The sequence below is a fragment of the Pseudomonas sp. Pc102 genome (assembly GCF_018408275.1).
Taxonomy (GTDB): Bacteria; Pseudomonadota; Gammaproteobacteria; order Pseudomonadales; family Pseudomonadaceae; genus Metapseudomonas; species Metapseudomonas tohonis.
Genome location: NZ_AP021905.1, coordinates 1,061,570 through 1,083,308 on the forward strand (window position 1 = coordinate 1,061,570; position 21,739 = coordinate 1,083,308).

Genomic DNA, 21,739 nt, shown 5'->3' on the forward strand with positions numbered 1-21,739 from the left:
GCGGCGTCACCATTGGGTGGTGCGTCGGTCCGTTGCGGTTTGACAGTTCGCCAAGTGTCGCCAAAGCTGCTTAGGCGATTTAACCCCTTTGTTGATTTCTGGAGTGCAGCTAATGGACAACCGACTGCTGGTCAAAGGCTTGATTGTGGGACTTCTGAGCGTGGGGAGCGTGGCGGCACATGCCGACGCTGCCGGTGGCAACGGATGCGGCTGGGGCAACATGCTCTTCGACGGCCAGCGAGGCTTCGCCCCGCACTTCCTGGCAACCACCACCAACGGCACCTCGGGTAACGCCACCTTCGGCATGACCTCCGGCACCAACGGCTGCGACGTGAACGCCAAGATCGGCTACGGCGGCCGCTCGATGCTGGCCATGAACGGCATGCTCGACAACATCGCCGAGGACATGGCCCAGGGCCAGGGCGAGGCGCTGGACGCCTACGCCACCCTGCTGGGGGTCGAGCAATCCGACCGCGCGCACTTCGCCAAGGTCGCCCAGGAGAACTTCTCCTCCATCTTCTCCGCCCCGGACGTGACCGGTGAGCAGGTACTGGCCAACACCCTGGAAGTGATGAGCCGTGACCAGCAGCTGGCGCGCTACGCCAAGCAGCCGGCCTGATCGGCAGCGGTAACGAGGAAGCCGGGCGATGCCCGGCTTTTTCATGCCCGTCGATCGAGACGGACATCGGGCCACGCTTTTTTTTAGGGGCGAATTCATTCGCCAAGCGGTGCGCAGCACCGCCGCCCTGGTGGGAGCGAATTCATTCGCGATCGGACCTCCGCCGAACACTGGCGCAGAGGGGAGAGCACCGCGAACCCCATCATGGAAAGACGCATCCTTCGGCTTGCATGCGGCGCTTTCCGACTGCTCTGGTGACAGCGGCCGAAGGCTCTAGACCAAGGTCTGACTTCAGTTTCGCCGGGGAGCGGCTAAGCTTGTGCGGCAGCTTGTCTGTCTATCCATTCGGAGTTCCCTATGAACAATAACAATAGCGTCACGCGCCACCTGCCCTGGGCAGTGCTGGCGGTGGTCGGCGCATGTGCCTTGGGTGTAGTCGCGCTACGCCGCGGTGAGGCGATCAACGCCTTGTGGATCGTGGTCGCGGCCGTTGCCCTCTACCTCGTCGCCTACCGCTACTACAGCCTGTTCATCGCCACCAAGGTGATGCAGCTGGACCCGACCCGCGCGACTCCCGCGCTGCTCAACAACGACGGCCTGGACTACGTCCCGACCAACAAGCACATCCTCTTCGGCCACCACTTCGCCGCCATCGCCGGCGCCGGCCCGCTGGTGGGCCCGGTGCTCGCGGCGCAGATGGGCTACCTGCCCGGCACGCTCTGGCTGATCGCCGGCGTGGTCCTCGCCGGTGCGGTGCAGGACTTCATGGTCCTGTTCATCTCCACCCGCCGCAACGGCCGTTCCCTGGGCGAGCTGGTGCGCGAGGAGATGGGCCAGATCCCCGGCACCATCGCGCTGTTCGGCGCCTTCCTGATCATGATCATCATCCTCGCGGTGCTCTCGCTGATCGTGGTCAAGGCCCTGGCCGAGAGCCCCTGGGGCATGTTCACCGTGATGGCGACCATTCCCATCGCGATGTTCATGGGCATCTACATGCGCTACATCCGCCCGGGCCGCATCGGCGAGATCTCGCTGGTGGGCGTGGTGCTGCTGCTGTTGTCGATCTGGCTGGGTGGCCAGGTCGCCGCCGATCCGGTCTGGGGGCCGGCCTTCACCTTCACCGGCGTGCAGATCACCTGGATGCTGATCGGCTACGGATTCGTCGCCGCCGTACTGCCCGTGTGGCTGGTGCTGGCGCCGCGCGACTACCTGTCGACCTTCCTCAAGATCGGCACCATCATCGCCCTGGCCATCGGCATCCTGGTGACCATGCCCGAGCTGAAGATGCCGGCGCTGACCCAGTTCGTCGACGGCACCGGCCCGGTGTGGAAGGGCGGCCTGTTCCCCTTCCTGTTCATCACCATCGCCTGTGGCGCGGTGTCCGGCTTCCATGCGCTGATCAGCTCCGGCACCACGCCCAAGCTGCTGGCCAACGAGTCCCACGCCCGCTACATCGGCTACGGCGGCATGCTGATGGAGTCCTTCGTCGCCATCATGGCCATGGTCGCCGCCTCGGTGATCGAGCCGGGCGTGTACTTCGCCATGAACAGCCCGCCGGCCGTGGTCGGCACCGACGTCACCGCCGTGGCGGCCGCCGTCAGCAACTGGGGCTTCACCATCACCCCGGAAGTGCTGGAAGCCACCGCCCGTGACATCGGCGAGCACACCATCCTGGCCCGTGCCGGTGGTGCGCCGACCCTCGCCGTGGGCATCGCGCAGATCCTCCACCAGGTGCTGCCGGGCGAGAACACCATGGCGTTCTGGTACCACTTCGCGATCCTCTTCGAGGCCCTGTTCATCCTCACTGCGGTGGACGCCGGCACCCGCGCCGGGCGCTTCATGCTGCAGGACCTGCTGGGCAACTTCGTGCCGGCGCTGAAACGCACCGAGTCCTGGACCGCCAACGTCATCGCCACCGCCGGTTGCGTGGCCATGTGGGGCTGGCTGCTGTACCAGGGCGTGATCGACCCGCTGGGCGGCATCAACACCCTGTGGCCGCTGTTCGGCATCTCCAACCAGATGCTCGCCGGCATCGCCCTGATGCTCGGCTGCGTGGTGCTGATCAAGATGAAGCGCCAGCGCTACGTGTGGGTGACGCTGATCCCGGCCACCTGGCTGCTGATCTGCACCACCACCGCGGGCCTGATCAAGCTGCTCGACCCGAACCCGGCGGTGGGCTTCCTCGCCCTGGCCAAGAAGTACAGCGATGCCGCGGACGCCGGCCAGATCCTGGCCCCGGCCAAGGACATGGCGCAGATGCAGCACGTGATCTTCAACGCCTACACCAACTCGACCCTGACCGTGCTCTTCCTCTTCGTGGTGCTCAGCATCCTGTTCTACGCCATCAAGGTGGGACGCGCGGCCTGGGCCAAGCCGGAGCGCACCGACAAGGAATCGCCCTTCCAGCCGATTCCGGACGCCTGAGGAGTGAACGCGCATGTTCAATGACCTGAGCCGCATGGGTAAGTACCTGGGGCAGGCCGCGCGCATGCTGGTCGGCATGCCCGACTACGACAACTACGTCGAGCACATGCGCGGCAAGCACCCGGACAAACCGGTGATGAGCTACGAGGAGTTCTTCCGCGAGCGCCAGGAAGCACGTTACGGGGGCGGCAAAGGACGCCCCATCCGCTGCTGTTAGACTTGCTTCGCCAGGCTGCTGCGCTCGCGGCGCCTGGCGAGACAGGTTGAGATTTATCCACGCGCCACGACTCGTCGTGGCGCTGCTCTTTCTGTTCAGCGAACCGCTGAAATCCCCATGACCCATTTCCCGGATGGGTCTCCGCCACATCGAGGAATGCCCTGATGTCCGCACACCTCCCCATCCCCGTCACCGTGCTCAGCGGCTTTCTCGGCGCCGGCAAGACCACCCTGCTCAAGCACATCCTCAAGGCCGAGCACGGCCTGAAGATCGCGGTGATCGAGAACGAATTCAGCGAGACGCCCATCGACGGCCAACTGCTGGGCGACGAGCCGGTGCAGGTGATGACCCTGGCCAACGGCTGCGTCTGCTGCTCCATCCACGTCGAGCTGGAAAAGGCCCTGTTCCTGTTGCTGGAACGCCTGGACGCCGGCGAGCTGGCCTTCGACCGCCTGGTGATCGAGTGCACCGGCCTGGCCGACCCGGCGCCAGTGGCGCAGACCTTCTTCGCTGACGAGGAACTCTGCGAGCGCTACGTGCTGGACGGCATCATCACCCTGGTGGACGCTGCCAACGCCGAGCGCCACCTGGCCGAGACCATCGCCCAGGCCCAGGTCGGGTTCGCCGATCGCATCCTGGTGAGCAAGCGCGACCTGGTGGACGACGCCCACTTCGAGGCCCTCAGCCAGCGGCTGTCGCGGATCAACCGCCGCGCGCCGATTCGTGTCGTCGACCACGGCCGCATCGACCTGGCCGAGCTGCTCGATGTGCGCGGCTTCAACCTCAACGCCGACATCGGCCCGGCCCTGGGCCTGCGCCCGCTGACCCCGGCCGGCTCCACCGACCGCATCGCCACCCTGGTGCTGAAGAGCGAGCAGGCGCTGGACCTCGACAAGCTCAGCAGTTTCATGGAGGGCCTGCTGGAGGAGCACGGCAACGCCCTGCTGCGCTACAAGGGCGTGCTCGACATCGCCGGTGAGGACCGGCGCATGGTGTTCCAGGGCGTGCTGCGCCTTTACGGCTTCGACTGGGACAAGGAGTGGGCGGAGGGCGAGGCCCGCGAGAGCGTGATCGTGTTCATCGGCGACAACCTGCCGGAAGCGCGCATCCGGGCCGGCTTCGCCGAGGTGCAGGCCTGAGGGAGCGGTGCGCCCGGCAGTTGGAATGTCAATGGAAAGTAAATAGAATCACTCGCATTTGATTCCATTTACCTTCCGGCGTGCCACCCATGAACGATGCAGCCGCGGCACCCGAACCCACCCTCAACACCCTCTATCGCGAACACCGCAGCTGGCTGGAAAGCTGGTTGCGACGCCGCCTGGGCAACGCCTGGGATGCCGCCGACCTGACCCAGGACACCTTCGTCCGCGTCCTCGCCGCCCACCAGGACAAGCCGCTGCCGCGCCTGCAGGAGCCCCGCGCCTACCTGCTCACCGTCGGCAAGCGCCTGCTCATCAACCACCACCAGCGGCGCAGCCTGGAGCGCGCCTACCTGGACGCCCTCGCCAGCCTGCCGCAGGAGCAGGTGCCCTCGCCTGAGCAGCGCTGGCTGCTACTGGAGACCCTGCAGGCGCTGGACGAGCTGCTCGACGGCCTGCCGCTGGCGGTGCGCCGGGCCTTCCTCTGGGCGCAGCTCGAAGGTCTCGACTACGCCAGCATCGCCCGGCGCCTGGAGGTGTCCGAACGCACGGTGAAGCGCTACATGGCCAAGGCCTACGAACACTGCCTGCTGGTGGACCTGTGAGCGGCCAGCCATCGCCCCTGGCGCGCCAGGTTGCGCGGGAAGCGGCGCACTGGCTGACCCTGCTGGAATCCGGCGGCGCCCGCGAGGCCGACCATGCCGAGTTGCAACGCTGGCGGGCCCGCAGCAGTGACCACGAGCAGGCCTGGCAGAAGGCCCAGGCGTTGCGCCAGCGCTTCGCCCAGCTTCCCGGCGCCCTGGCCCTGGCCAGCCTCGACCGGCCGGACCTCGCGCGGCGCAAGAGCCTCAAGCGCCTGCTCGCCCTCGGTGCCTTGGCTCCTGCCGGCTGGCTCGCCTGGCGGCAGATGCCCATCGCCAACTGGAGCGCCGACCTGCGCACCGCCACCGGCGAGCGTCGTTCGCTGGAGCTGCCCGACGGCACGCGGCTGCAGCTCAATACCGCCAGTGCGGTGAACCTCGACTTCGAGGAGGGCCGCCGCCGGCTCGCCCTGGTCGAAGGCGAGATCGCCGTGGACGGCGCGGGCGACCTGCGGGTGCGGACCCGTGACGGGCGCCTGCTGGCCTCCGGGGCGCGCTTCTGCGTGCGCCAGTTCGACCACGGCTGCCTGGTCTCGGTGGCGCGTGGCACGGTGCGGCTGGAGCCCGCCCAAGGCGGCCCGGTCACCCTGCAGGCGGGCCAGCGTGCCGGCATGAGCGCATCGGGCGTGGGCCGGGTGGAGGCGTTCGATACGCGCCAGCCCGACTGGCAGCAGGGGGTGCTGATCGTCGAGAACCGCGCCCTGGGCGCCGTGCTGCGCGAGCTGGATCGCTACCGCCCCGGCGTGCTGCGCTGGGACCCGGCGCTGGAGAGGCTCGCCGTGACCGGCACCTTCCGCCTCGAAGACACCGACAGGGCCCTGGCGTTGCTGGCCGCCAGCCTGCCCATCGAGGTGCACTACCGCACCCGCTACTGGGTGTCGCTGGTGCCGCAGCCCTCCGTTGGCTGAAGGCTGTCCCTTTTTTCCGGCTCGCCTGTCATCACAGGCAACAGAACGAAAAAAGAGAGCCTCCGATGTCCTCGTCCCCCTCCTTCCGTCCTTTCGCGATGCCCCTGCTCCTGGCCCTGGGCTGCGCCGGCCTTGCCGCGCCCGGCTGGGCCGATGACGGCCCGCGCCGCAGCTACGAGATCCCCGCCGGCAGCCTCGGCGCGGCGCTGACCCGTTTCGCCGGCGAGGCCGGCGTCAGCCTGTCCGTCGATCCGGTGCTGGTCTCAGGGCGCAGCAGCGCCGGGTTGAAAGGCGACTTCGGCGTGGAAGAGGGCTTCGCCCGCCTGCTCCAGGGCTCCGGCCTGATGTTGCAACCGGCTGGCGAGGGCAGTTACACCCTGCTGCCGGTGCCCGAGGAGGGGAGCCGCGTGCAGCAGTTGCAACCGATCGCCATCACCGGGCAGGGCAGCGGCGCCAGCGCCGATCACTATGCCGGCGGCCAGGTATCCCGGCGGGGCGGGCTGGGCATGCTGGGTGAGCGCGACTTCATGGAGACGCCCTTCAACCTCACCTCCTACACCCGCGAGGCGGTGAAGAACCAGCAGGCCCGTACCCTGGCCGACGTGGTCGCCAGCGACCCCTCGGTGCGCACCACCAACCCGTCGGCGGGGCGCTTCGAGCAGTTCTCCATCCGTGGCTACAGCCTCTACAACAGCGATGTCGCCTACGGTGGCCTCTACGGCGTGTTGCCGACCTATTCCATCGACATGGAAATGGCCGAGCGGGTCGACATCCTCAAGGGCCCCGGAGCCTTGCTCGGCGGCCTGGCGCCCAATGGCAGCGTTGGCGGCAGCGTCAACATCGAGCCCAAGCGCGCGGGCGACGAGCCGACCACCGAGTTCACCGCCATGCACGCCTCCTCCGGCCAGCTGGGTGGGCATGTGGACATCGGCCGGCGCTTCGGCGACGACCAGCGCTTCGGCCTGCGCTTCAACGGCGTCAAGCAGTCCGGCGACACCGAGTGGGACCACCAGAGCCTGGAGCGTGATTCCGCCGTGCTCGGGCTGGACCTGCGTACCGAGCGCGTGCGCCTGTCCCTCGACCTGGGCCGCCAGGAACGCGACGTCGACGGGCCGATGGAGCGCGTCGGCCTCAACGCCGGGGTCAAGGTGCCGGACGCCGAGGACATCCACCACAACTTCGCCCAGCCCTGGACCTACTCCCGTGCCAAGGACACCTTCGGCGCCCTGCGCGGCGAGTACGATCTGAGCGAGTCGCTGATGGTCTATGCCGCCGCCGGCGCGCGCCGGGGCGACTACGACTTCCTCCGCCACGCGGTGCAGCTGACCAACGACGCCGGGCGCTTCGTGATCAGCCCGCGCGCCTTCCAGCGCGAGGAGGAGGTACGCACCGCCACGGTCGGCCTGCGCAACTGGTTTTCCACGGGCTCGGTGGGGCACACCCTCAACCTCAGTCTCAACCGCTTCGACATGACCTTCGACAACAGCGGTGCGCGCTACGCCAATGGCGTGAGCAACCTGTTCGACCCGACGACCCTGCCAGTGCCGATCACGCCCACGGCCGCCGACAACCCGACCCACACCGAGAGCGTGCTCTCCAGCCTGGCGCTGGCCGACACCCTGAGCTTCGCCGGTGACAGCGTGCTGCTGACCCTCGGGGCGCGCCTGCAACGGGTGGAAGTGGACAGCTCCGAACCGGGCGAACCCGACCAGCGCTATGACGAGCGCGCCACCTCGCCGGCCCTGGGCGTGGTCTGGCGTACCACCGAGGCGCTGTCGCTCTACGCCAACTACATGGAAGGGCTGACCCAGGGCCAGACCGCGCCGGAGACGGCCAACAACGCCGGCCAGGTGTTCGCGCCCTACCGCAGCAAGCAGGTGGAGGCCGGCATCAAGTACGACATGGGCAGCCTCACCAGCACCCTCAGCGTCTTCCGCATCGAGAAGCCGGCCTACTACACCGAGAACGGCTACCTGCGGCCCGACGGCGAACAGCGCAACCAGGGCGTGGAGCTGAACCTGTTCGGCGAGCCGCTGGAGGGCGTGCGCCTCCTCGGCGGCGCCATGCTGCTGGACGCCGAGCTGACCCGTACCGCCAATGGCACCAACGACGGCAACCGCGCGGTCGGGGCGCCGATCCTCAATGCCAACCTGGGGGTCGAATGGGACTTGCCCCAGGTCCAGGGGCTGACCCTGACCGCACGGGCCATCCACACCGGCGCCCAGTACCTCGACCAGGCCAACACGCAGAAGGCCGATGCCTGGCAGCGCTACGACCTGGGCGCGCGCTACGCCTTCAGCGTCGGCGAGACGGACGTCACCCTGCGCGCCAGCGTGGAGAACGTCATGGACAAGGCCTACTGGGCCTCCGCCAACGTCCCCGACGGCACCGCCACCGGCCTCACCCTCTCCACCCCGCGCACCTGGCTGGTGTCGGCGACGTTCGGATTCTGAGGGGCGTTCCCGGGCTGAAGCCCGGGCTACGGGATGGAGTGTAGGGTGGGCTTCAGCCCATCATCGGAGCTGCCGGCAACACCGGTGGTGGATGGAAAAAGCGCCATCCACCCTACGCCCCGAAAACCCCGTGCCTGTAGGGGCTAACTCACTCACCATGGGCCGCGTTGCGCACCGGATATCGCCGGCACGTTGTATCCGGCAGGTGTAGGGTGGACCCCGCTTCACCGGTCCACCGTAGCGGCGCCCGGTTCGGCACCGTTGGTGGATGGAAAAGCGCCATCTACCCTACGACCTGTAGGGGCGAATTCATTCGCCAAGGGCTGCGTAGCGGCTCCAAGGCATGTACGACAGGCACAAAAAAGCCCGGCAGGTGCCGGGCTTTCTCGTTCAGCGCTCAGGCAATCAGTTGCCGTAGACCGGCAGCTTGGCGCAGATGGCCTTGACCTGTTCGCGAACGCGGTCGACCACGGACTCGTCGCCCATGTTCTCCAGGATGTCGCAGATCCAGGTGGCCAGCTCGCGGCATTCGACTTCCTTGAAGCCGCGGGTGGTCACGGCCGGGGTGCCGATGCGCAGGCCGGAGGTGACGAAGGGCGAGCGCGGGTCGTTCGGCACGCTGTTCTTGTTCACGGTGATGAAGGCGCGACCCAGGGCGGCGTCGGCATCCTTACCGGTGATGTCCTGCTTGATCAGGGACAGCAGGAACAGGTGGTTCTGGGTACCGCCGGAGACCACGTCGAAGCCACGGTCGATGAAGACCTGGGCCATGGCCTGGGCGTTCTTCACCACTTGCTGCTGGTAGGTCTTGAACTCGGGCTGCAGGGCTTCCTTGAAGCACACGGCCTTGGCGGCGATCACGTGCTCCAGCGGGCCACCCTGGGCGCCCGGGAAGACGGCGGAGTTGAGCTTCTTCTCGATCTCCTCGTTCTTGCGAGCGAGGATCAGGCCGCCACGCGGGCCGCGCAGGGTCTTGTGGGTGGTGGTGGTGACCACGTCGGCGAAGGGCACCGGGTTCGGGTACACACCGGCGGCGACCAGGCCGGCCACGTGGGCCATGTCGACGAACAGGTAGGCGCCTACCTTGTCGGCGATGGCGCGGAAGCGGGCGAAGTCCAGGACCTGCGAATAGGCGGAGAAGCCGGCGACGATCATCTTCGGCTTGTGCTCGACGGCCAGGCGCTCGACTTCGTCGTAGTCGATCAGGCCGGCGTCGGTGATGCCGTACTGCACGGCGTTGTACAGCTTGCCGGAGGAGGAGACGGAGGCGCCGTGGGTCAGGTGGCCGCCGTGGGCCAGGCTCATGCCGAGGATGGTGTCACCGGCCGACAGCAGGGCCAGGTAGACCGCGGCATTGGCCTGGGAGCCGGCATGCGGCTGGACGTTGGCGTAGTCGGCGCCGAACAGCTCCTTGGCGCGGTCGATGGCCAGTTGCTCGACCACGTCGACGTACTCGCAACCACCGTAGTAGCGCTTGCCCGGGTAACCCTCGGCGTACTTGTTGGTCAGTACCGAACCCTGGGCTTCCATCACCGCCGGGCTGGTGTAGTTCTCGGAGGCGATGAGCTCGATGTGCTCTTCCTGGCGCTGGGCTTCCTGCTCCATCGCGGCGAAGAGTTCGGCATCGTAGCGGGCGAGGGTCAAATCACGGCTGAACATGGCGGTCCTCTCGGGGATCGGTACGTGGAAAGGCGCGCATTCTAACTCATAGGTCGTTGGCTGACACATGAAGGTCGGTCATGCGACAGACAAGCGGCGCTCACGCGGACTCGTCATCGACTTCCTGCAGCTCGGCGAGCTTCTGGCGCAGGGTTTTGCGCTCGTGATCGAACAGCAGGGGCAGTTGTTGCCAGCTCTCGTAGAGCGGTTCCAGCCAGCAGCAGTAGCCGGAGTCGGGTCGCCGGCCCTCCAGGCGCTCGAAACAGGTGTGGATGTCCAGGGCATGGGCCGGCTCGTCGTGGGCGATGGCGGCCAGGACGCGGATGGCCGCCACCGTGGTCCAGTCGCTCGGCCCGAACAGGGCGCTGAGCAGCAGCGCGCGACGACGCGAACCTTCCCAGCCCTGATCGAGATGGGCCAGCACCTGGGCGGCGGCGCTCTGCACGCGGGTCAGCCAGACCAGCGCGGGGATCGAGCGGTCGGGCACCGCCGGCGGGTGCACCAGGGTCGCCAGCACCTGCAGCGGCTCGTCACCCGTGAGGCTGGCGGCCACCTGGCTGGCCTGGGCCCAGTTGGCGCGGGCATAGGGTCTGGCGGCGAGCCCGGCGATCAGCGCGCTGACCTTCTCGCCAGGCGGCGGCAGGGCCGGCAGCGCCTGGTCGCCCTCGTAGCGCCAGAGCAGGTGCTCGACGGGGCCGTGCGGCTGGCGCGGATCGGGCTGGGCGATGCTCTCGGCGGTGACTTCGACCTTGCAGCCGGCCAGGCCGTGGGCGGCGAGCTCCAGGGTGATGGCCAGGACGTTGCTCGGCGCCTCCAGGGACGAGGTGCGCAGGGTGATGCTGTCGCCGGGCGAGCCCTCGTAGCTGCCGTCGAGCAGGCTGTCGCGGATCTTGCGCAGGACGTTGGCGCTGGCGTCGTTGGGCTGGGGTGGCGCGCCGCTGGCGAGGAACCACAACTGGTAGGCGCGCTCGTTGTCGGCCTTGGCGGCGTCGATCACCCGTTGCAGCAGGGTGTCGTCGCCGCTGGCGCGCCATTGGCAGTAATCCCGTGACGGCGCGGCCCAGGGATGCTCGGGGTGCAGCGCCAGGGCCTGGTCGTACCAGCTGGTCGCCTGGGCCCAGCCCTGGTTCTCCAGCCAGGTGTCGCCGGCCTCCAGGTAGGTGCTGAGCTCTTCCGGTTGCTGCTGCATGGCCTGGCTGAAGGCGAGGTCGGCTTCGGCGGGGCGGCCTTGCTGGCGCAGCACCAGGCCCCGCGCGGTCGCCTGGTGCCAATCCTGGCGGGCCTGCACCGGCCCGGCCAGTTCCAGGGCCTGGTCGAAGAGGGCGGCACGGCGCAGCAGGCCGATGTGCAGCATCGTCCATTGCGCGGTGAAATCGTCCGCTGGGCGGATGCGCCCGGCCAGCACGGCCCAGCGCCGGGTGTTGGCCAGGTCGCGGGCAGTGGCTTCGCGGGCTTCCGGGGTGCGCTGGATGACGCGGCCGAACAGGCGCATCTGCAGGTCCGCATCCAGCTGTTCCAGGCTGCCGGCCGGCTCCAGCCAATCGAGGGCCCAGGCGTCGAGGTAGTCGCTCTCGGGGGCGGCGTCGATCACCTGCAGCAGCAGGTCGACCGCTGCGGCGACCCGGCCCTCGCGGGCCATGATCCAGCTGCGCAGCGCTTCGGTCGCCGCGTAGCGTTGCTCGCCGGGTGGCAGCAGCACCGCTTCGGCCGGAGTGCCGGCACGTTGCAGGTAGCGCTCGGCCAGGGCCAGCCACTCGGGGTTGGCCGGGGCGAACCTGAGCAGCTCCGCCAGGTGCTCGGCGCCGTGGGCGAGGTTGCCCTGCTCCAGCTCGGCTTCGGTGATGAACCGCTCGAACTCGGCGGTGCCCTGGCGCAGCTCGATGCCGGGCTTCCCGGGGGCGGCTTCCGGTGCGGCGGCCGGGGCGTCTTGGGTGGTCGGGGCGATTTCGGTATGGCGGGTAAAGCGTTTCCACCAGGACATGGCGGGCTCCTTGTCACATCGTCGCCGGTCAATGGCGGGCTGGTCGGGCGGTGGCGCTGGGCCGTGATGGCGCGATCTTACGACAAGGCCCCCGGTGCGGGCCTGCCGGGGATCACGAAACCGGTCGCGCGGCGATGGTGGAGCGGTGTTCGGCATGACCTCGAATGGTGGACCGGTGAAGCGTGGTCCACCCTACGCCCGGGCTGCGGAAACAAATAAGCCCAGATGTTGACGCTCCCCACCGATCCCCCAGGCTCTTGCAGCTTGCAGCTTGCAGCTTGCAGCTTGCAGCTTGCAGCTTGCAGCTTGCAGCTTGCAGCTTGCAGCTTGCAGCTTGCAGCTTGCAGTCAGCGCTCGGGCACCAGCAGGAAATCGGTCACCACCGCCACCAGCCGGCCGTCGGCGTCGTAGCCGAAGTAGCTGGGGTAGGCGCCGTCGCCGTAGCCGCTGGAGAAGAACGCCACATTGCCGGCGTCGGTCGGCAGCAGGTACCAGCTGCGGGTGTGCTGGTAGGTCTTGTCCAACTCGGCGAACAGGCGTTCGTCGAAGGCCTCGCCCTCCTGGTTTCGGCGGGCCTCGTAGCTGCGCAGGGCGGCAGCATCCATGAAACCGCCGGTGCCGCTGTCCACCCCGTAGCCGAAGAATTCGTCCGGGCCCAGGGTGGCCGGGTCCTGGCCTTTCACCAGCGCCATCTCCCAGCGGGTCGCCGGGCCGGGGGCGAACACGATACGGGCGAAGGCCACACGCTCGTCATCGCCGATCCTGGCGATGGCCAGCTGCAGCGGGTAGCGCCCCTTGGGCACGGCCTGGGTGAAGGGGCCGTCGCAGCTCACCAGGGGGTCGCAGGCCACCAGTTGCCCGGTGGGCAGTTCCAGTTCGCCGATGGTTCGGGCGTAGAAGCGGTAATCGGAGTCCTCCCCCCGTACCTGGTGACCTTCGGTGAAGGCGGCGTCGAACAGCGGGTGGTTCATCGGGGCGGCCTCTTCAGCGTGCAGCCAGGACAGGGGCAGCAGCAGGGCGAGCCCGGCGAGGTGTCGTTTCATGGGCGATGTTGCTCCCTCTCTGTGCCAGTGGTGGGGACGATCCCATGCCATTGCACGGGCGTATGCGGCGTACGGCACAACACGGCGATTGGATGTGAGGAAGGGCCGTTCCAGTGGCTGAAGCGCGGTAATCTAAGCGCCGTTTCGGCCCGCCTCGGGCGCGCCATCATTGCATAAGGATCGAAGATGGAACCGGTCTCCGTTTCGCAGCTCCTGGCTGCATTGTTCGAAGCCCATGGCGTCGAGTTCGTCGTGCACGAGGGCTGGGTCGCGCCGGGAGGCCGGCTGCCGGCGATCCGTGCCACCTGGTATCCCCGCGGCAAGACCGGTCGGCTCGACGTCGACGTATTGCTGGAGGACGACGACCGCCAGTTCCAGGAGGCTTTCGCCGGTGTGGGCGAGGGCGAGGCGGGCCTGCGCGACGCCTGGGAGAACTTCTGCCGCAACAGTTTCCACGTGCTGCTCTCGGCGCTGTGGGGCCAGGTCGATGAAGACCAGGTGACGGTGGAGACCTGGCAGGTGGGCGGGCAGCGCTTCGAGGCGCACCTGGGCAACGCCTGCACGCGGGGCGCCGATGGCAAGGTGGCGCAGCTGCCGGCCGACCTGTTCCCCAGCATCGAGGCGCAGATCCGCGCGCTGCCGCTGGATGGTCGCATCCACTGGTTCCGCCATTTCTTCTGCGCCTTCGACAACCAGCGCACGGTGGAGGCGCTGTTCGACAACGACCCCTGGCAGGCCGGCATGGACAGCTTCGCGCGCCTGGGCTGGCAGGATTCCCAGGCGTACTACAGCGTGCGGCACTTCCTGGTGGTGAAGCCGGTTTCGGGCTGATGCCGGGCGCCTGTAATTCCCCCCCATAAGACAAGAGCCCCGCATCAGCGGGGCTCTTGTCTTGAAGCGGCGGATCAACGGTTGTTGTAGCCGTCTTCGCTCGGGTCGTAGGTAATCTGGTAGACGTTGAAGTTGGCGCCACCTGCGCCCACGCCGGTGTAGGTGAGGCGACCCTGGCCCTTGTACAGCTCTTCCATGCGCATGGCGTCGCTGCCGAAGTAGAAGGGGATGAACATCTTGCCGGTCATGTGGTTGTAGCTGTCGGTGGGCTGGCCGATCAGGTCATGCACCTGTTTCATGGACATGCCGGGCTGCACCTTGGCGAAGGGGCTGCCTGCCGGGATCTGGCCGACGATCTGCTGTTGCGGGGCACGCGGCGAAGAGCCGCAGGCGGCCAGCAGGCCCATGGCGGCTATCAGGCCGATTTGCAGGAACTTGGTACGCATTGAACTTCTCCAGAGGGGTGACGTTGATTCAGTGGGCCGCTCAGCCCTTGTAGCCCTTGTCCAGCAGCTCCTGGGTCATTTCTTCACCCGCCGTGACGCACTCTTCATGGGAGCCCGGGAGGAAGTTCAGGAAGTGCCAGGTGCCGTCCTTCTTCATCACGAAGGCTTGCATGTCACCGGTTTCCCGGCCATCGGCCCTGACGCTGTTGACGGTCTGGCAAGCGCCAATGCCGTTTATTTCGGTGTATTCGCCGAACTTGTAGACGTCCTTCACCAGCAGGTTGTCGATCACTACCTTCTGGACTTCGGATTCGGCGGAGTTGCAGCCGCCGAGCATGGCGGCGAGCCCCAGTGCGACAGCGCAGCGGAGCAGGTTGGCAGGGGTGGGGCGGTGTTTCGGGGCGCGAGAAACGGTCATGACGCAATCATCCTTGTGCGGGGTTCTTGTTGGGTGCGTGGAACGCCTGGCTACCTGTGACGAGCGGCCGGAAAGGGATGGGCCCGAGGGGCCGCTACTCCGGGACGCTGTTTTCCGGCCACGAAAAAAAGCCACGACTTGGCGGCAGGGTCAGCTAATTCAGGGGTTTTTGCAGATACTGGCGAGGGTGTCTTGGAGTCGCTTCGTACTTGCAATCCTTTGCAACACTTAAATAGCGAAGCGAAATCTGGCAGGGCTGTAGGAAATATTCAACTTCATTTGTATGACAACCAGACGCCCATCACAGCGGCTGGCACGGCGGTCGATGTCGGCTCCGTGCGCCGGTCAACTGAGCATGAACAGCGCGGCGCCGCCGAACTGGGCTTCGAACTGCTCGGGGCTCATGGGGCGGCCGAATAGGTAGCCCTGCACCTCGTCGCAGCCGTGCTCGCGGAGGAACTCCAGCTGGGCGTGGGTTTCCACGCCTTCGGCGATCACCGCGAGGTTGAGGCTGTGGGACATGGCGATGATGGCGCGGGCGATCTGTGCGTCGCGTTCGCCGTCGGGCAGGCCGTCGACGAAGCTGCGGTCGATCTTCAGCACGTCGATGGGGAACTGCTTGAGGTAGTTGAGCGAGGAGTAGCCGGTGCCGAAGTCGTCGACCGCGATGCACAGGCCCAGGCGCTTGAGGCTGGCGAGGATCTGCATGGCTTCGCCGACGTCGCGCATCAGGATGGATTCGGTCAGCTCCAGTTCCAGGCACGCCGGCGGCAGGCCGCTCTCGGTGATGATCTCGGAGATACGCTCGACCAGCTGTCCGTCGGCGAACTGGCGGGCGGAGATGTTCACCGAGATCTTCGGCAGGCGCATCTTCTGCTGGTGCCAGTGCCTGAGCTGGCGACAGGCCTCGCGCAGCACCCAGTCGCCGACGTCCACCACCAGGCCGAGTTCTTCGAGCACCGGGATGAAGTCATTGGGCGGCACCAGGCCACGGGTCGGGTGGTTCCAGCGCAGCAGTGCCTCGACGCCGGTCAGGCGCTTGCCGTCGCCGGAGAACTGCGGCTGGTAATAGAGCATGAACTCGCGCTGCTCCAGGGCGTGGCGCAGGTCGCTCTCCAGCTCCAGGCGCTCCAGGGCACGGGCGTTCATCTCGGCCTGGTAGAACTGGAAGTTGTTCTTGCCGCGTTCCTTGGCGTGGTACATCGCGGTGTCGGCGTTCTTCATCAACTGGCTCAGCTCGCGGCCGTCCTGCGGGCTGAGGGCGATGCCGATGCTGGCGGTCACGAAGAATTCGCGGCCTTCGAGCACGAAGGGCCGGGCGAGGCTGGCGAGGATCTGTTCGGCCACGTTGATGGCGCGGTTGAGCGCACCCTCGCGGGTGGTGCGCGGTTGCAGCAGCAGGGTGAATTCGTCGCCGCCCATGCGCGCCACGGTGTCGTCGTCGTCGACGCAGGCGGCCAGGCGGATGGCCACGTCCTTGAGCATGCGGTCGCCGGCGGCGTGGCCGAGGGAGTCGTTGATCGGCTTGAAGCGGTCGAGGTCGAGGAACATCAGCACCACCCATTCCTGGTGCCGCTCGGCATGCTGCAGCGCGGTGTGCAGGCGGTCCTGGAACAGCGTGCGGTTGGGCAGGTGGGTGAGGGCGTCGTAGTAGGCCAGGCGGTGGATGCGCTGCTCGCTGGCCTTGCGCTCGCTGATGTCGCTGAAGAAGCAGACGTAGCTGACCAGGTCGCCTTCCTCGTCGTGCACCGCGGTGATGCCGATCCAGGAGGGATAGGTGTCGCCCTGGCGGCGCTTGAGCCAGACCTCGCCTTCCCAGCTGCCGCGCTGGTTGAGCTGGCCGAGGATGTAGTTGAGCTGGGTGGCCTGCTGGCGGTCGGCGGTGAGCACCGACGGCAGCTGGTCGAGGACTTCGGCGGATGAGTAGCCGGTGATGCGGCTGAAGGCCTCGTTGACCTGGACGATATAGCCGGCCGGGTCGGTGACCAGGATCGCCGAGGTGGAGTGCTCGAAGACCGTCGCCGCCATGCGCAGGTCCTTCTCGGCGCGGCGTTGCTGGCTGATGTCGCGGCCGACGCCGAGCAGCCCCTCGAAGCTGCCGTGCTCGTCCCACATGAGCATGATGCGCAGCTCCACGGGGATCTTGCGGCCGTCGGCGCGCAGGCAGTCGAAGAGGAACAACTGGGCGGGCAGGCGCGAGCGCAGCTCGGCCAGGCGCTGGGGATTGCCCAGGGCGTTGCTGACCTGGTCCAGCAGCACGTAGAGCGGGGCCATCTGGCGCGGGTCGGCGACGGCGTTGTTGAAGCCGTTGGCGATCACCGACTCGGCGCTCAGGCCCAGCACCGGCGTCACCGAGGGGCTGACGTAGTTGAGCTGCAACTGGCGGTCGCTGGTGAAGATCACGTCGCTGATGCTTTCGGCCAGCAGGCGGTAGCGCCGCTCGCTCTCGCGCATCAGCTCGCTGGCCTCGATCTGCTCGGTGATGTCCTTGGCCACGCCGATCAGGCGGCTGACCCGGCCGTTCTCATCGCGGGTCAGCGACTGCTCGCGGATGTCGAACCAGTGCCAGTTGCCGTCGCGGTGGCGCCAGCGCAGCTGGCACTGCAGCAGCAGGCCGTCGCCGACCACCTGCTGCAGGCTGCGCATGCGCCAGTACTGCTCTTCGTCGTCGGGGTGCAGCACCTGCTCCCAGAAGCGCTCGCCCATCGCCTTCAGCTCGCTGCGGCTGTAGCCCAGCTGCTGGCCGAGGCGATTGTTGCTGAGCATCACCTTGCGGTTGCCGATGTCGTGCACGTAGAGGGTGTCCGGCACGGCCAGCACCACGTCGGACCAGAAACGCTCGCGCTCGATCAGCGACAGCTCGATGCGCTTGCGGCTGGTGATGTCGCTGATGCTGAGGGTGACGGCGTGCAGGTCCTGGATCATTTCCGGCAGGCGCAGCACCACCCAGAGATGCCGCTCGGTGCCCTGGGGCGTGACGATGCGGGTCTCCAGTTCGATCTGCGACTGGCTGCCGAGCACGGCGCCGATGAGCTGGGCGCGGATGCCGCCGTTGCGCAGCGGGCCGTGGCCGATCAGTTGCTGCCAGGCCTGTTCGCTGCTGCCGACGCCGAGCAGGCGCAGGGCGAACTGGTTGACCTCGGTGATGCGCAGGCGCTGCAGCAGCTCGCCGTGGCGCCCGGGGTGGGTGTCGATCCACTGGGCGAGGGCCTGGGTATCGCGCAGGCCCAGCTGGAACAGGTGCTCGCGCAGGGTGGACAGGTCGAGCACGCAGAGGGCGACGCCGGTGCCTTCGAAGATGTCCTGGTAGCGCCGGCGGGTTTCCTGCAGCACGCGCAGGGCCTGCTGCTCCTCGGTGACGTCGCGCAGGACCCAGACGTAGCCGATCAGCTTGGCGCCGTCGTTGAGGTCGCTGCGGGTCACGGCGAACAGGCGCTGCTCGCCATCGACGCCGGCGGGCACCAGGTCCGGGCCGAGGTCGTTGGGGAAGGTGGTGGCGTGCAGCAGCAGCGGGTCCAGCCCGGGCAGCAGGGCCAGCAGGTGGTATTGCTGGGATTCTTCGCTGCTCATGCCGAACATCGCCTCGGCGCGGGCGTTGAGGTAGCAGACGACGCCGTCGGTCCAGGTCACCACCACGCGCTCCTCGATCACGCCGAGGGCGCTGGCGGCCTGGCGCAGGGAGCGCCGCGAGGCGTCGTTGAGTTCGCGCAGGTTGCGTTGCTCGCGCTGCAGGACGAGGAGCGCGAGGGTCGCCAGGGTGGCGCAGATGAGGAACAGCGCCAGCCGCCCGATCAGGCCCGGCAGCAGTTCGGCCTGCACCTGGCGTTCGTCGTAGAGGGCGCGCAGCTGCCAGTCGCTGTTGGCGAGCGGCGCGATGAACAGGGTCTGGGACTCTTCCAGCGCCGTCACCGGCATCACGATGGGGCTGTCCTTGGCGACCTTGCCGCTGTGCAGCAGCACGCGGTCGCTGAAACGGTCCTCCAGCAGCCAGCCGGACTGGTCGCGCTCCTGTTCGCGGATCCAGTTGCGCAACGCCTGCGGATCGAGGCGCAGCAGCCAGGCGTTGCCGGCCTCGATGTCCCGCAGGATCAGGTAGAGCTGGCCACCGTCCTGGGCGCTGAAGGAGAAGTGCACGGCCTGGCCGGCGGAGCGTTGCGCGAGGCTGGCGACGAACAGCGCGTCGGCGGCGGCGGGGTCGCTGTCGGCGAGGATGCCGCCACGCGGCGTCAGCCAGGCGACGCTGCGCATGGCTGGGTAGATGCGCTTGAGGTTGCCCAGCAGGTCGGGTTCGAGGGACGGCTGCCGGGCGCTCTGTGCAAGGAATGCGAGCCCGGCCTGGGCCTTGAAGTCCATGCTGCCTTCGAGGTGGCTGGTGATCTCGCGGGCCAGCTCCTGGCTGCGCTGGCGCTGGCCGTCCTTCAACTGGTGGTATTCCTGCTGCAGCTGCCAGAACAGCAGGCCGAGCATGGACAGCACGAGGACCAGTAGAAGCCCCTTGACCGAGCGGTGCAGTGGCGGGCCGTACGGCTCTCCGGGCGCACGCGGGGTTGTCGAGGGGCGAAGCTTGGGCACTGGACGAATCCTGCGATGACGACGAAATAGGCAGGTGATGCTGGCCGACTGAACTGTAGTCCGGCGCTTACAAGCGGGCTAGCATGCCTTGAAGTGAGGCAGAGTGCCAGCATGGCCGACGAGCGTCGTTTGCCCTGCTTCGCCCATTCCGGTAGCTTTGCCGCACGCGCGCGGGAGCGCATGCGTCCCCGCCTTTACCCCTGATCACAGAACCAAGGTCACCCATGGCTCAATACGTCTTCACCATGCATCGGCTGAGCAAGGTCGTTCCGCCGAAGCGGGAAATCCTCAAGAACATCTCCCTGTCGTTTTTCCCCGGCGCCAAGATCGGCGTGCTGGGCCTCAACGGCTCGGGCAAATCGACCCTGCTGAAGATCATGGCCGGTGTGGACACCGAGTTCGACGGCGAAGCACGGCCTATGCCCGAGCTGAACATCGGCTACCTGCCCCAGGAACCGCAGCTGGACCCGACCAAGAGCGTGCGTGAAGTGGTCGAGGAAGCGGTCAGCGTCGTGAAGGACGCCCAGGCCCGCCTGGACGAGGTCTACGCCGCCTACGCCGACCCGGACGCCGACTTCGACAAGCTGGCCGCCGAGCAGGCCAAGCTCGAGGCCATCCTCCAGGCCAGCGATGGCCACAACCTGGAGCGCCAGCTGGAAGTCGCCGCCGACGCGCTGCGCCTGCCGGCCTGGGACGCCCGCATCGAGCACCTCTCCGGTGGCGAGAAGCGCCGCGTGGCCCTGTGCCGCCTGCTGCTGTCGGCCCCCGACATGCTGCTGCTGGACGAACCGACCAACCACCTGGACGCCGACTCCGTCGCCTGGCTGGAGCACTTCCTCCACGACTTCCCGGGCACAGTGGTGGCCATCACCCACGACCGTTACTTCCTCGACAACGTCGCCGGCTGGATCCTCGAGCTCGACCGTGGCGCCGGCATTCCGTACGAGGGCAACTACTCCGGTTGGCTGGAGACCAAGTCGGCCCGCCTGGCCCAGGAATCCAAGCAGCAGTCGGCCCACGAGAAGGCCATGAAGGAAGAACTGGAGTGGGTGCGCAAGGGCGCCAAGGCCCGCCAGTCGAAATCCAAGGCCCGCCTGCAGCGCTTCGAGGAGATGCAGTCGCAGGAATTCCAGAAGCGCAGCGAGACCAACGAGATCTACATCCCGGCCGGTCCGCGCCTGGGCGACAAGGTCATCGAGTTCAAGAACGTCACCAAGGGCTACGGCGACCGCGTGCTGATCGACAATCTGTCGTTCTCCATGCCCAAGGGCGCCATCGTCGGCGTGATCGGCGGCAACGGCGCGGGCAAGTCGACCCTGTTCCGCATGATCATGGGCAAGGAAACCCCGGACTCCGGCAGCATCGAGATCGGCGAGACCGTGAAGCTCGCGTGCGTGGACCAGAGCCGCGATGACCTGGACGGCAACAAGACCGTGTTCCAGCAGATTTCCGACGGCTCCGACCAGATCCGCATCGGCAGCTACGAGATCCCGTCGCGCACCTATGTCGGCCGCTTCAACTTCAAGGGCGGCGACCAGCAGAAGTTCGTCAAGGACCTCTCCGGTGGTGAGCGTGGCCGCCTGCACCTGGCCCTGACCCTGAAGGAGGGTGGCAACGTCCTGCTGCTCGACGAACCGTCCAACGACCTCGACGTCGAGACCCTGCGTTCCCTGGAAGAAGCCCTGCTGGACTTCCCGGGCGCCGCCATCGTGATTTCCCACGATCGGTGGTTCCTGGACCGCGTGGCCACCCACATCCTGGCGTACGAGGACGACTCGCAAGCGGTGTTCTTCGAAGGCAACTACACCGAGTACGAAGCCGATCGCAAGAAGCGCCTGGGCGATGCCGCTGCCCAGCCGCACCGCGTGCGTCACAAGAAGCTGGCCCAGTGACCTGAGGTCATCCCCCGGTCGACACCGGGTGGGCCGGACATGAAAACGGAGCCGAAAGGCTCCGTTTTCGTTTCCGCTCCCGGCTCACTTCACCTTGCGGGCCAGGTCGTCCAGGCTGCGTTGCAGCTGGTCGGTCTTGCGTTCCTGCGCCTCCAGCCGGCGCTGGATGCCGGACAGTTCGCTGGCCGAGCCGCTGTCGCGCTTGAGGTCGTCCACCTGGCGCCTCAGGGCGCTGATGGTGTCGGCCTGATCGCTGGTCAGCTGGTTCAGCCTGTTGATGTGCTTCTGCATCTCCTTGACGTCGCCGACGCTGATGTTGCTCTCGGTCAGCCGGCCGCTGGAGGTGCGCTCCACGGCGGCAAGGTTGTCGTAGTTGCCGGCCGAGCCCGCCATCTCGACGCCTGCCCGCGCCTGGCCGATGCCGGCGAGCAGCAGGGCGGTGAGCGTGGTGGCGGCGAGGATGGAAGGACGCATGCGCGAGCTGTACATGGAAGGA

General features: G+C 67.4%; 16 protein-coding genes. 9 read left to right on the forward strand and 7 right to left on the reverse strand.

The genetic code is table 11. The features are described 5' to 3' along the window. Positions 1 to 112 precede the first annotated feature (112 nt). The 7 genes from PHLH3_RS05070 to PHLH3_RS05100 all read left to right on the forward strand — a co-directional run bounded on the left by PHLH3_RS05070 (position 113) and on the right by PHLH3_RS05100 (position 8,401). Positions 113 to 619 (forward strand): DUF3015 domain-containing protein, encoded by a 507-nt coding sequence (locus PHLH3_RS05070; RefSeq protein ID WP_213628440.1) that lies wholly within the window; start codon positions 113 to 115, stop codon positions 617 to 619. Between the two features lie 357 nt (positions 620 to 976). Further along, complete coding sequence (locus PHLH3_RS05075; protein ID WP_173173448.1) at positions 977 to 3,043, forward strand: carbon starvation CstA family protein; 2,067 nt, start codon at positions 977 to 979, stop codon at positions 3,041 to 3,043. Between the two features lie 13 nt (positions 3,044 to 3,056). Next, a complete protein-coding gene (locus PHLH3_RS05080; RefSeq protein ID WP_021218787.1) occupies positions 3,057 to 3,260 on the forward strand; it encodes a YbdD/YjiX family protein in 204 nt (67 codons plus the stop codon). Positions 3,261 to 3,424: 164 nt separating this feature from the next. Next, positions 3,425 to 4,399 (forward strand): GTPase, encoded by a 975-nt coding sequence (gene yjiA, locus PHLH3_RS05085; RefSeq protein WP_213628441.1) that lies wholly within the window; start codon positions 3,425 to 3,427, stop codon positions 4,397 to 4,399. A gap of 89 nt (positions 4,400 to 4,488) precedes the next feature. Next, positions 4,489 to 5,004 (forward strand): sigma-70 family RNA polymerase sigma factor, encoded by a 516-nt coding sequence (locus PHLH3_RS05090; protein ID WP_213628442.1) that lies wholly within the window; start codon positions 4,489 to 4,491, stop codon positions 5,002 to 5,004. Continuing rightward, a complete protein-coding gene (locus tag PHLH3_RS05095; RefSeq protein ID WP_213628443.1) occupies positions 5,001 to 5,948 on the forward strand; it encodes a FecR domain-containing protein in 948 nt (315 codons plus the stop codon). Before PHLH3_RS05090 ends, PHLH3_RS05095 begins: the two co-directional genes overlap by 4 nt. Before the next feature lie 65 nt (positions 5,949 to 6,013). Continuing rightward, positions 6,014 to 8,401 (forward strand): TonB-dependent receptor, encoded by a 2,388-nt coding sequence (locus PHLH3_RS05100; RefSeq protein ID WP_213628444.1) that lies wholly within the window; start codon positions 6,014 to 6,016, stop codon positions 8,399 to 8,401. A gap of 405 nt (positions 8,402 to 8,806) precedes the next feature. On the opposite strand, the gene glyA is transcribed toward PHLH3_RS05100, so the two are convergent. The 3 genes from glyA to PHLH3_RS05115 form a co-directional block, all read right to left on the reverse strand. Beyond that, positions 8,807 to 10,060, reverse strand: a complete 1,254-nt coding sequence (gene glyA, locus PHLH3_RS05105) for a serine hydroxymethyltransferase (RefSeq protein ID WP_173173438.1) — start codon at positions 10,058 to 10,060, stop codon at positions 8,807 to 8,809. 100 nt (positions 10,061 to 10,160) lie between these two features. Continuing rightward, a complete protein-coding gene (locus PHLH3_RS05110; RefSeq protein ID WP_213628445.1) occupies positions 10,161 to 12,041 on the reverse strand; it encodes a hypothetical protein in 1,881 nt (626 codons plus the stop codon). Positions 12,042 to 12,388: 347 nt separating this feature from the next. Beyond that, on the reverse strand, positions 12,389 to 13,084 hold the full coding sequence (locus PHLH3_RS05115; protein ID WP_213628446.1) for a DUF4241 domain-containing protein: 696 nt from the start codon (positions 13,082 to 13,084) through the stop codon (positions 12,389 to 12,391). Between the two features lie 186 nt (positions 13,085 to 13,270). Between PHLH3_RS05115 and PHLH3_RS05120 the strand changes: the two genes are divergently transcribed. Beyond that, entirely contained in the window at positions 13,271 to 13,915 is a 645-nt protein-coding gene (locus tag PHLH3_RS05120; protein ID WP_213628447.1) for a DUF6348 family protein, read from the forward strand. Positions 13,916 to 13,989: 74 nt separating this feature from the next. Here PHLH3_RS05120 and PHLH3_RS05125 read toward each other — a convergent pair whose 3' ends face one another. The 3 genes from PHLH3_RS05125 to PHLH3_RS05135 all read right to left on the reverse strand — a co-directional run bounded on the left by PHLH3_RS05125 (position 13,990) and on the right by PHLH3_RS05135 (position 19,246). Continuing rightward, positions 13,990 to 14,361, reverse strand: a complete 372-nt coding sequence (locus PHLH3_RS05125) for a hypothetical protein (protein ID WP_111259707.1) — start codon at positions 14,359 to 14,361, stop codon at positions 13,990 to 13,992. Positions 14,362 to 14,401: 40 nt separating this feature from the next. Further along, entirely contained in the window at positions 14,402 to 14,779 is a 378-nt protein-coding gene (locus tag PHLH3_RS05130) for a hypothetical protein (RefSeq protein WP_213628448.1), read from the reverse strand. 345 nt (positions 14,780 to 15,124) lie between these two features. After that, positions 15,125 to 19,246: a bifunctional diguanylate cyclase/phosphodiesterase gene (locus PHLH3_RS05135; RefSeq protein ID WP_213630409.1), complete on the reverse strand. Its 4,122-nt coding sequence runs from the start codon at positions 19,244 to 19,246 to the stop codon at positions 15,125 to 15,127. Positions 19,247 to 19,575: 329 nt separating this feature from the next. Between PHLH3_RS05135 and ettA the strand changes: the two genes are divergently transcribed. Further along, positions 19,576 to 21,243 (forward strand): energy-dependent translational throttle protein EttA, encoded by a 1,668-nt coding sequence (ettA, locus tag PHLH3_RS05140; RefSeq protein ID WP_213628449.1) that lies wholly within the window; start codon positions 19,576 to 19,578, stop codon positions 21,241 to 21,243. A gap of 84 nt (positions 21,244 to 21,327) precedes the next feature. Here the strand turns inward: ettA and PHLH3_RS05145 are convergent, their stop codons facing one another. Further along, entirely contained in the window at positions 21,328 to 21,732 is a 405-nt protein-coding gene (locus PHLH3_RS05145; RefSeq protein WP_173173426.1) for a hypothetical protein, read from the reverse strand. Positions 21,733 to 21,739 lie beyond the last annotated feature (7 nt).